We start from the raw sequence: 13,764 nt of genomic DNA on the forward strand, positions 1-13,764 counted from the left end.
GTTGCTCCGGCCCCAGCGCCAGCAGCCGCTCCTGCGGCAGCCGCTGCGGTCTCGAGCACCAGCGTTAAAGCCGAAGCCAAGGTCGACGCGAAGACCGAAGCCAAGTCCGAAACCAAGGTTGAAAAGAAGGCCATGCACAAGGAAGCGCACAAGAAGGCTGAAAAAGCTGTTGAAACCAAGTCCGAAGTGAAGGCGAGCCCGGCCCCGACCACGGCCGCGGCGCCTGCACCGGCAGCAGCTCCAGCAGCCAAGTAATACCCGGCTAACCGCGCAGCGCCTTCTGCGCCGCGCGGTATCCCCACCAGGAGGCTTCTTCGAATACGGAGAAGCCGCTCAAGTCAGAATGGGCAAACAACACCGGCCCATCCATCTCCCGCAAAGCCTTCAAACCCGCATCGCTGCGGAATCCCGGAACCGGCACCGCCATCGCATGTCCGCGCAGCGTAATGTCGACACGCTCCACGCATCGTTCAAACTGCTCGCCGTACGCCGCTTTCAAGTCGATGCTGGCCAGCGCCAGCAATTCGTCGGCACTTGCATCCATCATCCACTTGCGCGCCTCGCGCGGGTCGCGGTCCGATAGCGCGACATAGCTGGTGAAGACGGTTTTTTCGGGCGGCGCCACGCGGATATCCTGGTGCGTCGAGACGACATAGCCCAGGCCTTTCGTTCCATGCACGACGTTATCCCACGACAGCGGCGCGGCTGGCAGCTCCTGTGGAAAACGCTTCATCAGGAAGTTCGCCACCATCCATGGCGCATGCATCTGCTTGTGGACATCCGGCATGTTGCCCACAACCCGCGCCGCGACATGCAATGGCATCGCGCAGATGACGCGCCGGGCGCGGATCGTGAACGTACGCGGCACACCGCGTTCAAGCGCAAAGCAAAGCACTTCGGCCCCGCCCGCTGAAGACGTCCGCACCTGCACCGCGCTGCCGGCCAGCCGCTTCGGCCGGGCCAGCCGCTCCATGCCGCTCGCCAGCGCCTGCAGCCCTTCCGGCCAGGTTAACCAGGCGCCCGGCTCCGCGTTTTCCGCCTCGCCGCCGCGGCCGCAGAAATAATGCAATCCTGCCCAGGCGGAAATCGCTTCGATCCCCGCCCCGTAATCATCGCGGCAGCAATATCCCAGGTACCACAGCAAGGAAGGCGAGCGGTAGCTGTTCTGGGCAATCCAGGCGCCAAAACTCATGCCATCCAGGCGCGCCGCCTCGGCATCGGACGATGAATGTTCGCTGGGGAAGGTGAACCGGCGCTTGCCATCCGCCCCCACCGCGCCACGCAAGGCCTCGACCTGGGCCAAGAAGCGCTTATGCTCCGCCAATTCGGCATGCGGTACGCCCTCATGCGGCAGGACGCCTTCCTGCCAGGCGCCGTCGAACAGTACGCGTTCTTCCGGACCATGCAGCACAAAGCGCTCGTCGTAATAGGGTTTGCGGGAATTCGCACCGCGCTGGATGATTTCCAGGTCCGCCAGGATTTCGCGCACGTGCGAACATTCTTCGGTCGGCAACGGCAGGTAATGCGCGCCGGTCGGATAGGCCAGCTCACCGAATTTGCCGCCCGCCGCGTTGCCGTAAGGTTCCGGCCCGTCCAGCATCAGGAAGCCGTCATGCCCCTCCTTGCGCAGCTTCCAGGCGGCGGTCAGCGCCGCAATGCCGGAGCCGAGGATCAGCACATCGGTCGACAAGGACTCCGAAGGCGCCGGCAAGGGCTTGCGGTCGCGCAGGAAATGGCCCTCCTCGCGTCCTGGCGCATTCACCGTCGGCGTAATCTCTTGCCAGCGCAAATACCCCGCCACGCTGGCGGCGGCGGTCACACCGCTGGCCGCGGCCCACGCCAGGAAGGATCGGCGCAGCATCAGCGGATCACCCGGCGCCAGTCCTGCTCGAATTCATGCACCAGCGATTGCGTGTTGAGGCGATTCGGCGCCATCGGCAAGGGCTTCATATCCGGAGGGAAGTCGAACATCGCTTTGGTGGTTTCCGCATCGAGGAAGCGCATCGGCAGGCTGTACTTCTCCGGCGGATGGTAATCGAGCTGCGGCGACGCCATGATGAAACCCCATTCGCCGAACGACGGCACATAGAGGTGATATGGCCAGGTGCGCATGCCGACGTCGCGCAGCGTGGCGTCGACCGTCCAATAGGCGTGCGGCGCAAAGAATGGCGACGTCGCTTGCACCACTGCCAGGCCATTGACGGCGAGGTGCTTTTTCAGCACGCCGTAAAACGGCACCGAATACAGCTTGCCCAGGGCAAAGCTGGATGGATCCGGGAAATCGACGATGGCCGCATCGAAAATTTCCTGGTTCTGCTGCAGCCAGATCGCCGCGTCGGCGTTCACCACCTGCACCCGTTTATCGCGGAAAGACCCCTTGTTCAGCGCCACCAGCTCATCGCGCTGGGTAAAGGCTGCCGTCATGGCCGGGTCCAAATCCACCAGCGTGACATGCTCCACCTGTGGATAACGCAGGACTTCGCGCAGCGCCAGTCCGTCGCCGCCGCCCAGGATCAGGACCCGCTTGGCCCACGGCAGCGCCGCCATCACCGGATGCACCAGCGCCTCGTGGTAGCGGTACTCGTCGCGCGACGAAAACTGCAGATTACCGTTGATGTACAGGCGCAGGTCGTCCTTCCATTTGGTGATCACCAGGCGCTGGTAAGGCGTACTTGTCGAATACACAATCTCATCGCCGAACAGTCCATGTTCGCCCCAGCCGGTCAGCCGGTCCGCGCCGCTGAAACCGATCACCAGCGCCAGCATCACCGCACTGGCACGCAGCAAGCGCCCCGTCACGTTCGCCAGCTCTGTGCGGAAAACGTAAATTGTCCACAGGGCCACGGCAATATTCAGCATCCCGAACAGGAAGCCGGTGCGCACCAGGCCAAGCTGGGGCGCCAGCACCAAGGGGAACAAGAGCGAGACCGCCAGCGCGCCGAGATAGTCGAATGTGAGCACCTTGCTCACCAACTCGCTGAACTCCGTCTGCCGCGCGTTCAGGGCGCGCATCACCAGCGGAATTTCCATGCCCACCAGGGCCCCGACCAGGAATACCATTACATACAGCATGGTGCGGAAAGGCGCGGATGCCCATGCAAAAGTCATGAACAGCGCCGCTGCCGACAGGCCGCCGATCAGGCCCACCGCCAGCTCAATATCGACAAAGCGCGCCAGCACATCGTCGTCTTTTACGTATTTCGAGAAGTGGGCGCCCACCCCCATGGCAAACAAATAGCAGCCGATAATGGTGGAAAACTGCAGCACCGAATCGCCCAGCAGGTAGCTGGAAAGGGCGCCCGCAATCAGTTCATAGGCGAGACCGCAAGACGCGACGACGAACACTGAAACAATGAGAATCTTTTTGGTCATTTGCTCGCTTATGCTCTAATATGTTTTCCTGTTAGCAAGCTTGTCACTTTAACCGGGGATCGACGTGAACGCCATCCTAAATTATTTGCTCCACCTGGCCCTCGCTGCGGTGCTGCTGGTAGTATTTTTCCAGGCCTATACTTGGTTGACGCCTTATGATGAACTCAAGCTGATCCGCCAGGGCAACCATGCCGCGGCGATTTCGCTGGGCGGGGCCATGCTGGGCTTTTCGCTGACCATTGCGTCGAGCATCCTGCATACGAACGACTGGCAACAGTTCCTGGGCTGGGCCTTCGGCGCCATGGTGGTCCAGGCGCTGGGCTACGCGATCACGACACGCTGCCTGAAAATGGCGCAAGACCAGATTGAAGCCGACAACAGCGCCTTCGGCGGCTTGCTCGGCACTATTTCGCTTTCCATCGGCGGCATCAATGCCGCCTGCATTTCCTGAAGAGGTTACATCATGGGTATCGGCAGCTTTATCAAGAAGCAGTTTATCGACGTACTGCAGTGGAACGAAGAGACGGAGGGTGTTCTGTCCTGGCGTTACCCGATGCAGGACTTCGAAATCCAGAACGGCGGCGTGCTGATCGTCCGCGAATCGCAGATCGCGGTCTTCGTCAATGAAGGCCAGATCGCCGACGTCTTCGGCCCGGGCACGCACAAGCTCACCACGCAGACCTTGCCCCTGCTGACCAACCTGAAGAACTGGGACAAGCTGTTCGCCTCCCCGTTCAAGTCGGACGTCTACTTCTTCAGCACCCGCGTGCAGACCGGCCGCAAGTGGGGCACACCGCAGCCGATCACGATCCGCGACAAGGATTTCGACATGATCCGCGTGCGCGCCTTCGGCATGTATTCCTACCGTGTGACCGATCCGCGCAAATTCTTCACTGAATTGAGCGGTACCCGCGAGACCTACACCCGCGACAACGTGGAAGACCAGCTGCGCGGCATCCTGCTGGCCTCCATGGCCAATTCCCTGGGCGCCTCGCAAATCGCCTTCCTCGACATGGCGGCCAACCAGGCCCTGATGGCGCAGGAAGTCAAAGGCGGCCTGGCCGATGCGTTCGCACGCTACGGGATCGGCCTGGACGAATTCAACGTAGCCAGCGTCAGCCTGCCGGAAGAACTGCAAGCCGCGCTGGACGAGCGTATCTCCGCCGGCATGAAGGGCGGCATGAGCGCCGACAAGATGGCCGGCTTCACCAAATTCCAGGTGGCGCAATCGATCCCGCTGGCGGCCCAGAACGAAGGCGGCCTGGCAGGCATGGGCGCCGGCCTCGGCGCCGGCCTGACCGTCGGCCAGGCGATGGGCCAGGCCATGGGCCAGGCCTTGACCCCGGGTGCTGCTCCCGCAGCCCCGGCGCAAGCCGCACCCGCTTCCGCTCCGGCCGCACCGGCGGAAGAATCGATCGAAGACCGTCTGGGCAAGCTGAAAGGCCTGCTGGACAAGGGCCTGATCTCGCCGGCCGATTACGACGCCTCCAAGGCTGAACTGCTGAAAAAGCTGATCGGATAAGCACGGCCGCATGCAAACCGTTTCCTGCCCTAGCTGCGGCGCAGAGGTCAACTTCCGCTCGCACGCCTCCGTCATGGCGGTGTGCGAGTACTGCAACACGCGCGTACTGAAAGAGGCCGGCGCGGTCAAAGACCTGGGCAAGATCTCCTCCGTGCTGGAGGACTATTCCCCGATCCAGATCGGCACCAGCGGCGCGCTGGGCGGCCGCAACTTCAATGTCGTGGGCCGCATCCAGCTGCGTTACGACGCGGGCATGTGGAACGAGTGGTACATCGTCTTCGATGACGCCACCAATGGCTGGCTGGGCGACGCTTCCGGCCAGTACATGGTGACCACGCTGCGCGCGCCCGAAGCGGTGCTGCCGGCGTTTGAAGATCTCAGCCCCGGCAAGCCCTACCAGATTGCCGGCGAACGCTATATGTCGGCCGACGTCCGCACCGCCCAGTGCATCGGCGGGCAGGGCGAGCTGCCGTTCAAGGTGGGCGACGGCTGGCAAGCCAAAGTCGCCGATTTCCGCCGCGGCGAGCAGTTCCTGACCATCGACTATTCCGATGCCGGGCCGCCGCTGCTGTACACCGGCATCGGCGTCACGCTGGAAGCCATGCAGTGCCAGCTGCTGCGCGATGCCGAGGAAATCAAGCGCACCGCCGGCCGCTACCGCGGCAAGCTGGACGCGCTCGATTGCCCCAATTGCGGCACCCAGATCAGTTACCTGCCCGGCCTGACTGCCAGCCTGGTTTGCCAGTCCTGCAACACCCAGATCGACGCCGCCAACCCCAAGGCGGAAGTCATTGCCATCGGCGCGCGGGCGGAGAAAGAGTATTTCACCCTGCCGCTGGGTTCCACGGGCAAGCTGGGAAACCAGGACTTCGCCGTCATCGGCGTGATGCGCCGTGCCGACGATGAAGGCAATGGCTGGACCGAATACCTGCTGTACGGCAGCCGAAACGGCTTCACCTGGCTGGTCGAGACGGAAGACGGCTGGTCGCGCGCCAACGTCCTGGACCAGTGGCCGGACGCGAAATCGCTGGAATCCCAGTCGGTCACGGTCGACAAGGCCGATTACAACAAGCTGTACGACTACAATTCCGTCGTCACTTACGCCGCCGGCGCCTTCAATTGGCGGGTGCAGGTGGGCGACCACACCCACGTCTACGAATACAAGCGCCAGCAGGTCACGCTGGCGGCGGAACTCACGACCTCGGAACTCGGGTGGTCGCGTTCCACGCCGGTGGCCTGGGACCAGATGAAAGCCTGGTTCGGCGATGCGCTCAAAGGCGAAGGGCGCAGCAGCGCTGACGAGGATGCCGGCAAGGAGCGCTACAAGCGCTCGGCCAAGAACTGGATCATGGGCATGCTGGCCTTGAATGCGATTCCGCTGCTGTTCAACTTTGGCGGCAGTATTGGCGTCACCATCGTGGCGGCCCTTTCGCTCTACCTGCCGGCCCTGGTGCTGGACGCGATCGAGGAACAAAAGAAAAAATGAATAGATTCTTCGGCTACGCCCTGGTGGTGACCCTGTTCAGCGTCGGCACCAGCTGGGTACGATTTATCAGCGCTCCCTCGTCGAGCAGCGGTGGCGGCTATCACGGCAGCAGCTGGTCTTCCAACGCCGGCGGCTGGGGTAGCGGCGGCGGTGGCGGCGGTGGAGGCCACAAGTGAGCACGCACCAACCAATCGGAATCCATCTGTTGGCCGACATGTCCGGCATTGAACCGGATGTGCTGGCCGACTGCGCAAGGATTGAGCAACTGCTGCGCGACGCGGCAGCGGCGGCCGGCGCCCAGGTCCTGCACAGCCACTTCCATGGCTTCGGTCCCGGCCTCGGCGTGACCGGCGTGGTCCTGCTGGCCGAGTCCCATATCTCGATCCACACCTGGCCGGAAAACGGCTTCGCAGCCGCCGACATCTTCATGTGCGGCGCGGCCCAGCCGCAGCTCGCACTGGAGCTGATCGAAGAAGCGCTGCAGCCCGAATACTCCGAAGTCCGCACCGTCGATCGCGAACCACCGCATTGACTTGCCATCCCGCCAATGCGACACTGGCGCCTTTCCCCCAAACTGACAGGAGACTAGCCATGCGTACCTTTGATCTTGCCCTCCTGTCGGCTGCCTGAGCTTCCAGCGTTGAGCTAGTGCGCCCAGCCGGGCGCCGACTTTTCCAGACTATCTTTGCCCGCCACGCCCTGCGTGGCTGGCCGCGTTCACCTATGGAAAAAGCTCAACATCATGATCGACTTCGATTACGAAGCATTACGCAGCATCGGCCTTAACAACACCATTATTTCGCGCCTGGCTGGCGCACCGGCAGGCAAACTCTGCCGCATCACCGAATACCAGCGCGACCGCATCACCCTGCACAACGGCACCGCCGAGTTTTCCGCCCGTGCCCTGCCCCGCCTGTTGGCGGATACACCGCTCTGCGTCGGCGACTGGATCATCGCCGACACCAACCATCTGGGAGAGGTGTGGATAATCCAGCGCTTACCCCCAATGAACCAGCTATCCCGTGCCGATGCCCCGGCGATCGCCAGCAATATCGATACGGCTTTGCTGGTCATGGGGCTCGATGGCGATTTCAACCTGCGCCGGATTGAGCGCTACCTGGCGGTCGTCGCCGCGGCGGAAATTACGCCGCTCATCGTGCTCAGCAAACCGGACATTTGCCCGAATACCGGCACCCTGATCGCGGCATTAAGCGCCCGCATTCCCGGCCATATTCAATTCCGGATAATTAACGGCACCAGCCGGGAATCGGTCGCCCAATTGGATCCCTGGCTGGGCGGTGGACAAACGATTTGCCTGCTGGGTTCATCCGGCGCCGGTAAATCGACCTTAACCAACGCCCTCACTGGCGCCGATCAGGAAACCGGCGGGGTCAGGTATGGCGATAATCGCGGACGCCACACGACGACCGCACGCTCCATGCATTTCTGTTTATCGGGCGCCTGCATTATCGATACGCCGGGATTAAGGTGCCTAAGTCCGGAAACATTATCGTCGGCATTCGATGATATTGAATCCCTGGCGGCCGGCTGCCAATTCCGCGATTGCCGGCATGAAGCAGAGCCCGGCTGTGCCGTCGTGGGCCACGTCGACCCGGATCGCCTGCGCAACTTCCATAAGCTGCAACGCGAAGTGCGCCGCAACCAGCAGACCGCACTGGAACGCATCGCAGAGCGGCAAAAGTGGAAATCACTGATCAGGTCGGTACGCAGCCGCCAGAGAGCAGGATAGTTTTCATTATGCCAATTGTTGACATGATTGAACTAAACCTTAGCTCTCCTGGACAGTGGCTTCGATATTGTTACCATCGAAGTCGAGAATGAAAGCGCTATAGAAGTTAACATCGCTCACACGCGGCCCTGGGGAGCCATTATCTTCGGCCCCCAGATCGATCGCCGCATAATAAAAGGCATTGACTGCCGCCCGGTCGGGCGCATTAAATGCCAGATGAATTGGGCTGCGTGAGGCTTCGTGCCGGTGATCCCAATAACTGGGAATTTCGGCGCCGACCCAAAGAAAAGGATGGCCGGCGGCCTCGGCATAAATTGCCCAGTCCAGATCGCTCACCGCGCGTCGGATTCCAAGCGGAGCCAGGCAGGCATCAAATAGCGCCGCGCTGCGCATAAAATCGGACACCACAATACCGAGATGGTGGATCATGCATGCCTCCCATCGCCACTGTTGGTTCAAGACTAGCACCGCCATTAGGCCCGTGGCGCACCACTCGGCCAGCCGGTCATCGGGTAAACTGTGGGGACTGAAACAAGAGGTCTTACGCCATGCGCAAAGCCGCGCCATTTGCCCTGCTATTCATTCTCGCCGGCTGCGGCGATACCTACACGCCCGGACCACTGTACCAGGCGACTTCCCCCGATTGCAGCACGCCAGTCGACGCCGATACCTTCGAACTGCCACGCGGCGTTACGGTCGCCGCGACCACCGTCCTGCCCCAGCCGGCCGAAGGGGGCATCGAGATCGGGGTGAACTACATGCTGCCGCGTACCACGCAGGTGAAATTCGCCACGGCCCATTTCCAGGTCAGCCAGCCGAAAGGCGCCCTGATCGAAAATGCCACGGTGTTAAGCGTCTACCAGCGCCCGACCAATGCCCGCGCCGAAATGGTGGAGATAGTCAACGGCGTGCCGCTGGCACTCTTTTCCGTCGGCACCAGCGACGACACCCAGTTCCGCTACCGCCTGATCATCAAAGGCAAACTGCCGCAACGCTTCGACCTGACGCCGCCGGATGTCATCATCGGCGGCAAACGCTATGTCTCCCGCACCTTCACCTACCGCTGGTTTGAGGACAAGCAGGCGTTTGGCATGTGCCACTAATTTACGTACACGGGATCGCTGCGCCGTGGATGGCGCGGGCGGCGGGGCTGCAGAGATAGAGGATGACATCCGCCAGGGCTTCCGGCGTCACCCATTTGCTGTGGTCAGCCGTGGGCATCGAGGCACGGTTATCGGGCGTATCGATGGTGCCGGGCAGGACACAATTGACGTTGATTCCCTGGCCCCGCAGTTCCGCCGACATTGATTCCGTCAGCCTGGCCACCACGTCCTTGCTGGCGCAGTAAGCGCCCACATTTGCCATACCCTGGCGCGCGGAGGCGGACGCGATGTTCACCACCTTGCCGCCCTGCCCGTCCAGCATCCCAGGCACGACAGCCGCGACGGCATTACGCAGGCTGCGCACATTCAGATCGAACATTTCATCCCATTGCGCGTCGGACGTCGCATGCACAGGCGTGCCCATCGCGAAGCCGCCGGCGATATTGCAGAGCGCGTCAATGCGGCCAAAACGCTCGGCCGCAGCCCGCGCCGCGGCAGCAACCGAGGCCGCATCGCGCAAGTCGGCCACCGCCAACATGCGGCGTTCGCTGGCCGGTCCACAAGCCGCTTCCAGGCGCGCCACATCGCGTCCAAGCAGTACCGTATTGGCGCCTGCGGCATCGAATGCCTTTGCGACCGCACGGCCAAGTGCGCCAGCGGCGCCGGTGATGAAGATAGTGGTCATTGGATTCCTTCGGTCGACAATTTTCGAATTGTGCTTTCAACCAGGACGCGGGCCGACTGACAGTCCAACGCAGCCAGCGCCGGCAGGTCGCGGGTCTTGCCGGCCTCGCGGGCAAGCAGGTAACCAAGATAATAACCGCGCCGTACAGGCAAGCCGGAGCTTTTCCCCGCCATCAGGAAGAACTCCCTATACGTTTCCAGGTCGTCCCTGTCCAGCACGGACAGCAGTTGCTTCCAAGCGGCCGGCAGCTGGGCCCGCATGGCGTCGGGCATGCCGCGTGGATAATCGAGCATCAGCTCCTTTTCGTTGGCGCCCGGGTTCATGACCTCGGAGACATAGGTCGCCAGGCCTTCCGACCAGAGATTGGCCCATACCAGGCCATCACCGCACTTGAAATGCTCCAGGTGCATGACGTGGAAAAGCTCGTGATGGAACAGCGGGGCGGCATTGCCGTTCGGGTCAATCCTCGCAATCACGTCCGCCCCAAACACCAGGTGCTGTTCGCCATTCGGCCCGAGCGTGCGCATACCGCCATTCATTTCCCCCAGCGAATGGAGCACGGTGGTGGGAGCGTCGAGCTGGAAGTGCGGGAATTTGGCCTGATAGGTCGCCATATGCTGCTGCAGGGCGCCGCCAAAGTCGTTGGCTTTTTCCAGATAGCTTGCGCGGATGGCAGGGAAGCCTTCAATGGCGGCCTGCATGCGCCGGTCCTGCTCCGCGCGCGTGAAGCGGCCGTAGAACTCGGGGTATAGCCGCTGCATAGCCTTCTTCATTGCAGCGACACGCTCGGGCATTGGCATCTGCGCCGTGGCGTCATAGGCTGCGGCGAAATCGGGGGCGATATTGCGCAAAGGTGCGGCGAACGCGGAGCTGGCCGCGAGTACTGCGCCGGCAAGGAGGAGGCGTCGCATCATTGCGAAAAATGCAAATCGTAGCACAGGCCCGTGCCGAAGAGGCAAAGGTAAGCGAAGTTGCCGCTAAAAAGAAAAAGGCAGCCGAAGCTGCCTTTCCAATGCGGCGGGAAAAAAGGGATCAGCCCTTGATCTTGCGCAGTTTTGCGATTGCTGCCAGCTGGCCGATAGCCGCTGCCAGTTCCGCTTGTGCTTTCGCGTAGTCGATACCGGTCTGCTTGTTGGCCAGGCTTTCTTCCGCCAGTTTCTTGGCGGCTTCAGCTTTGGCTTCATCCAGGTCATGACCACGGATCGCGGTGTCAGCCAGGACCGTCACGGAATTTGGCTGCACTTCCAGCAGGCCACCGGCGACGAAGACGAACTCTTCTTCAGCCTGGCCAGGAATCTGGATGCGCACCGCGCCCGGACGGATACGGGTGATCAGGGGGGTGTGCTTCGGGTAGATACCCAGCTCGCCCTGCTCGCCCGGCAACGCCACGAAAGTCGCTTCGCCCGAGAAGATCTGCTCTTCGGCCGAAACCACATCAACGTGAATAGTGTTTGCCATGTTTATCCTCTGTAGCTATAGCGGCCCCGGTGAGGAGGCCGCTACGACAATCGAATTAGCCCAGTTTCTTGGCTTTTTCGATGGCTTCTTCGATGGTACCAACCATGTAGAAGGCCTGTTCTGGCAGGTGGTCCAGTTCGCCGGAAGCGATCATCTTGAAGCCCTTGATCGTGTCTTTCAGCGAAACGTACTTACCTGGGGAACCGGTAAACACTTCAGCAACGTGGAACGGCTGGGACAGGAAACGCTGCATCTTACGCGCGCGTGCCACGACCAGCTTGTCTTCCGGCGCCAGTTCGTCCATACCCAGAATCGCGATAATGTCGCGCAGTTCCTTGTAGCGCTGCAGGGTGCCCTGTACGGCGCGTGCGGTGGCGTAGTGCTCATCGCCCACGACCAGCGGATCCAGCTGGCGGGAGGTCGAATCCAGTGGGTCAACCGCAGGGTAGATACCCAGGGCGGCGATGTCACGGGACAGAACGACGGTGGAATCCAAGTGACCGAAGGTGGTCGCTGGCGACGGGTCGGTCAAGTCATCCGCTGGAACGTACACGGCCTGGATCGAGGTGATCGAACCGGTCTTGGTGGAGGTAATACGCTCCTGCAGACGGCCCATCTCTTCAGCCAGGGTCGGCTGGTAACCCACGGCGGAAGGCATACGGCCCAGCAGTGCGGACACTTCGGTACCGGCCAGGGTGAAGCGGTAGATGTTATCCACGAAGAACAGAACGTCACGGCCTTCGTCACGGAAGGACTCGGCGATGGTCAGACCGGTCAGCGCCACGCGCAGACGGTTGCCAGGTGGTTCGTTCATCTGACCGTAAACCATGGCCACTTTGGAGTTGGCCGGGTTTTCCAGGTCAACCACTTTGGCGTCAGCCATTTCGTGGTAGAAGTCGTTACCTTCACGGGTACGCTCACCAACACCGGCGAACACGGACAGACCCGAGTGCGCTTTAGCGATGTTGTTGATCAGTTCCATCATGTTCACGGTCTTGCCCACACCTGCGCCGCCGAACAGACCAACCTTACCACCCTTAGCGAATGGGCAGACCAGGTCAATCACCTTGATGCCGGTTTCCAGCAGGTCTTGGGATGGGGACAGTTCGTCGTAAGCAGGCGCCACGCGGTGGATCGAAGCGGTTTGCTCGTGGGAGACAGGGCCGCATTCGTCGATCGGGTTGCCCAGCACGTCCATAATACGGCCCAGGGTGGCTTTACCCACTGGAACCATGATTGGTTTGCCGGTGTTCTGGATGGTCATACCGCGACGCAGACCGTCGGAGGAGCCCAGAGCAATGGTACGGACAATGCCGTCACCCAACTGCTGTTGCACTTCCAGGGTCAGCTCGGAGCCTTCCATTTTCAGCGCGTCAAAAACCTTAGGCATCGCGTTGCGTGGGAACTCAACGTCCACCACAGCGCCGATACACTGAACGATTTTGCCATCAGCCATGTTCGTTCCTTCAAATATAGTTAAATTCGTTTAAACCGCTGCCGCACCGGCGACGATTTCAGACAGTTCTTTGGTAATTGCAGCCTGGCGGGTCTTGTTGTAGACCAGCTTCAGCTCACCGATCACGTTGCCGGCGTTGTCCGATGCGGACTTCATCGCCACCATACGCGCCGATTGCTCGGACGCCAGGTTTTCTGCAACGGCCTGGTACACCAGCGCTTCGATATAGCGCTCAAGCAGTTCGTCGATCACGGAAGCCGCGTCAGGCTCGTAGATGTAATCCCAGTTGTGGGACTTGTCATCGGCCTTCATCTTGTCCGCGGTCAGCGGCAACAGCTGCTCGACCAACGGTTCTTGCTTCATCGTGTTGATGAACTTGGTGTAGCACAGGTAAACGGCGTCCAGTTTGCCTTCCTGGAATTTCTCCAGCATCACTTGCACCGGGCCGATCAGCTTTTCCAGGTGCGGCGTATCGCCGATCTGGGTTGCTTGTGCGACCACTGGTACACCGACGCGGTTCAGGAAGCCCAAACCTTTGTTACCAATTGCGACTGCTTCAATCTTGTTGCCTGCAGCTTCCAGCTCGCGGGTCTTGTTGGTCACCATACGCAGAACGTTGGTGTTCATACCACCGCACAGACCTTTGTCGGTCGTTACGATGATAAAGCCCACAGCCTTGGCTTCCGACCCGGCTTCAGCCAGGAACGGGTGCGTGTACTCGGGGTTGGCATTCGCCAAGTTTGCAGCGATGTTACGAATCTTGTCACTGTAGGGACGGGCGGCGCGCATACGATCCTGCGCCTTGCGCATTTTCGATGCGGCGACCATTTCCATCGCCTTGGTGATCTTCTTCGTATTCTCTACGCTCTTGATCTTGCCACGTATCTCTTTACCTGCTGCCATGATCCTTCTCCTTTGCGGGGTGGCCCGTT

15 protein-coding genes and 1 pseudogene are annotated in these 13,764 nt (G+C 61.2%); 8 read left to right on the top strand and 8 right to left on the bottom strand.

Going from position 1 to position 13,764, the window contains the following annotated elements:
- Positions 1-255 (top strand): annotated as a pseudogene (locus H597_RS35400) (hypothetical protein); the annotation flags it as partial.
- Between the two features lie 7 nt (positions 256-262).
- Here the strand turns inward: H597_RS35400 and H597_RS0118080 are convergent.
- Both H597_RS0118080 and H597_RS0118085 read right to left on the bottom strand, forming a co-directional pair.
- Positions 263-1,861 carry an NAD(P)-binding protein gene (locus H597_RS0118080; RefSeq protein WP_028103360.1) on the bottom strand — a complete coding sequence of 533 codons (1,599 nt, stop codon included), beginning with the start codon at positions 1,859-1,861 and terminating at the stop codon, positions 263-265.
- Positions 1,861-3,372 carry a polyamine aminopropyltransferase gene (locus tag H597_RS0118085; protein WP_028103361.1) on the bottom strand — a complete coding sequence of 504 codons (1,512 nt, stop codon included), beginning with the start codon at positions 3,370-3,372 and terminating at the stop codon, positions 1,861-1,863. Before H597_RS0118085 ends, H597_RS0118080 begins: the two co-directional genes overlap by 1 nt.
- 64 nt (positions 3,373-3,436) lie before the next feature.
- Here H597_RS0118085 and H597_RS0118090 point away from each other — a divergent pair, with 64 nt between their 5' ends.
- The 6 genes from H597_RS0118090 (at position 3,437) to rsgA (ending at position 8,130) form a co-directional block, all read left to right on the top strand.
- Positions 3,437-3,823, top strand: a complete 387-nt coding sequence (locus H597_RS0118090; protein ID WP_028103362.1) for a DUF350 domain-containing protein — start codon at positions 3,437-3,439, stop codon at positions 3,821-3,823.
- 12 nt (positions 3,824-3,835) lie between these two features.
- The gene (locus H597_RS0118095; protein ID WP_028103363.1) at positions 3,836-4,894 is read left to right on the top strand and encodes an SPFH domain-containing protein; all 1,059 of its coding nucleotides are present in this window, start codon (positions 3,836-3,838) and stop codon (positions 4,892-4,894) included.
- Between the two features lie 10 nt (positions 4,895-4,904).
- A complete protein-coding gene (locus tag H597_RS0118100) occupies positions 4,905-6,380 on the top strand; it encodes a DUF4178 domain-containing protein (RefSeq protein ID WP_028103364.1) in 1,476 nt (491 codons plus the stop codon).
- Entirely contained in the window at positions 6,377-6,556 is a 180-nt protein-coding gene (locus tag H597_RS0118105; protein ID WP_028103365.1) for a hypothetical protein, read from the top strand. Before H597_RS0118100 ends, H597_RS0118105 begins: the two co-directional genes overlap by 4 nt.
- Positions 6,553-6,912, top strand: a complete 360-nt coding sequence (gene speD, locus H597_RS0118110; protein WP_028103366.1) for an adenosylmethionine decarboxylase — start codon at positions 6,553-6,555, stop codon at positions 6,910-6,912. Before H597_RS0118105 ends, speD begins: the two co-directional genes overlap by 4 nt.
- 210 nt (positions 6,913-7,122) lie before the next feature.
- Positions 7,123-8,130 (top strand): ribosome small subunit-dependent GTPase A, encoded by a 1,008-nt coding sequence (gene rsgA / locus H597_RS0118115; protein WP_028103367.1) that lies wholly within the window; start codon positions 7,123-7,125, stop codon positions 8,128-8,130.
- Positions 8,131-8,169: 39 nt separating this feature from the next.
- Here the strand turns inward: rsgA and H597_RS0118120 are convergent, their stop codons facing one another.
- Complete coding sequence (locus H597_RS0118120; protein ID WP_028103368.1) at positions 8,170-8,559, bottom strand: VOC family protein; 390 nt, start codon at positions 8,557-8,559, stop codon at positions 8,170-8,172.
- Positions 8,560-8,678: 119 nt separating this feature from the next.
- Between H597_RS0118120 and H597_RS0118125 the strand changes: the two genes are divergently transcribed.
- A complete protein-coding gene (locus H597_RS0118125) occupies positions 8,679-9,233 on the top strand; it encodes a hypothetical protein (RefSeq protein WP_028103369.1) in 555 nt (184 codons plus the stop codon).
- Between the two features lies 1 nt (position 9,234).
- On the opposite strand, the gene H597_RS0118130 is transcribed toward H597_RS0118125, so the two are convergent.
- From H597_RS0118130 to atpG, 5 genes are all read right to left on the bottom strand, one after another.
- A complete protein-coding gene (locus tag H597_RS0118130; RefSeq protein WP_051293898.1) occupies positions 9,235-9,918 on the bottom strand; it encodes an SDR family NAD(P)-dependent oxidoreductase in 684 nt (227 codons plus the stop codon).
- Positions 9,915-10,832 carry a hypothetical protein gene (locus tag H597_RS0118135; RefSeq protein WP_028103371.1) on the bottom strand — a complete coding sequence of 306 codons (918 nt, stop codon included), beginning with the start codon at positions 10,830-10,832 and terminating at the stop codon, positions 9,915-9,917. The genes H597_RS0118130 and H597_RS0118135 overlap by 4 nt, the downstream gene beginning before the upstream one ends.
- A gap of 118 nt (positions 10,833-10,950) precedes the next feature.
- Positions 10,951-11,376 (bottom strand): F0F1 ATP synthase subunit epsilon, encoded by a 426-nt coding sequence (locus tag H597_RS0118140; RefSeq protein ID WP_028103372.1) that lies wholly within the window; start codon positions 11,374-11,376, stop codon positions 10,951-10,953.
- A 55-nt stretch (positions 11,377-11,431) separates the two neighbouring features.
- The gene (gene atpD / locus H597_RS0118145; RefSeq protein ID WP_028103373.1) at positions 11,432-12,832 is read right to left on the bottom strand and encodes a F0F1 ATP synthase subunit beta; all 1,401 of its coding nucleotides are present in this window, start codon (positions 12,830-12,832) and stop codon (positions 11,432-11,434) included.
- 30 nt (positions 12,833-12,862) lie between these two features.
- On the bottom strand, positions 12,863-13,735 hold the full coding sequence (gene atpG / locus H597_RS0118150; RefSeq protein ID WP_028103374.1) for a F0F1 ATP synthase subunit gamma: 873 nt from the start codon (positions 13,733-13,735) through the stop codon (positions 12,863-12,865).
- Positions 13,736-13,764: the final 29 nt, after the last annotated feature.

This window comes from Pseudoduganella violaceinigra DSM 15887 (assembly GCF_000425385.1).
Classification (GTDB): domain Bacteria; phylum Pseudomonadota; class Gammaproteobacteria; order Burkholderiales; family Burkholderiaceae_D; genus Rugamonas; species Rugamonas violaceinigra.

Bases quoted from the DNA above. Each gene is read 5' to 3' on its own strand.
- H597_RS0118130 (WP_051293898.1), bottom strand. From the start codon at position 9,918: ATGACCACTATCTTCATCACCGGCGCCGCTGGCGCACTTGGCCGTGCG.
- H597_RS0118085 (WP_028103361.1), bottom strand. From the start codon at position 3,372: ATGACCAAAAAGATTCTCATTGTTTCAGTGTTCGTCGTCGCGTCTTGC.
- rsgA (WP_028103367.1), top strand. From the start codon at position 7,123: ATGATCGACTTCGATTACGAAGCATTACGCAGCATCGGCCTTAACAAC.
- H597_RS0118105 (WP_028103365.1), top strand. From the start codon at position 6,377: ATGAATAGATTCTTCGGCTACGCCCTGGTGGTGACCCTGTTCAGCGTC.
- H597_RS0118125 (WP_028103369.1), top strand. From the start codon at position 8,679: ATGCGCAAAGCCGCGCCATTTGCCCTGCTATTCATTCTCGCCGGCTGC.
- H597_RS0118080 (WP_028103360.1), bottom strand. From the start codon at position 1,861: ATGCTGCGCCGATCCTTCCTGGCGTGGGCCGCGGCCAGCGGTGTGACC.
- H597_RS0118140 (WP_028103372.1), bottom strand. From the start codon at position 11,376: ATGGCAAACACTATTCACGTTGATGTGGTTTCGGCCGAAGAGCAGATC.
- H597_RS0118135 (WP_028103371.1), bottom strand. From the start codon at position 10,832: ATGATGCGACGCCTCCTCCTTGCCGGCGCAGTACTCGCGGCCAGCTCC.
- H597_RS0118100 (WP_028103364.1), top strand. From the start codon at position 4,905: ATGCAAACCGTTTCCTGCCCTAGCTGCGGCGCAGAGGTCAACTTCCGC.
- H597_RS0118095 (WP_028103363.1), top strand. From the start codon at position 3,836: ATGGGTATCGGCAGCTTTATCAAGAAGCAGTTTATCGACGTACTGCAG.
- atpG (WP_028103374.1), bottom strand. From the start codon at position 13,735: ATGGCAGCAGGTAAAGAGATACGTGGCAAGATCAAGAGCGTAGAGAAT.
- H597_RS0118120 (WP_028103368.1), bottom strand. From the start codon at position 8,559: ATGATCCACCATCTCGGTATTGTGGTGTCCGATTTTATGCGCAGCGCG.
- atpD (WP_028103373.1), bottom strand. From the start codon at position 12,832: ATGGCTGATGGCAAAATCGTTCAGTGTATCGGCGCTGTGGTGGACGTT.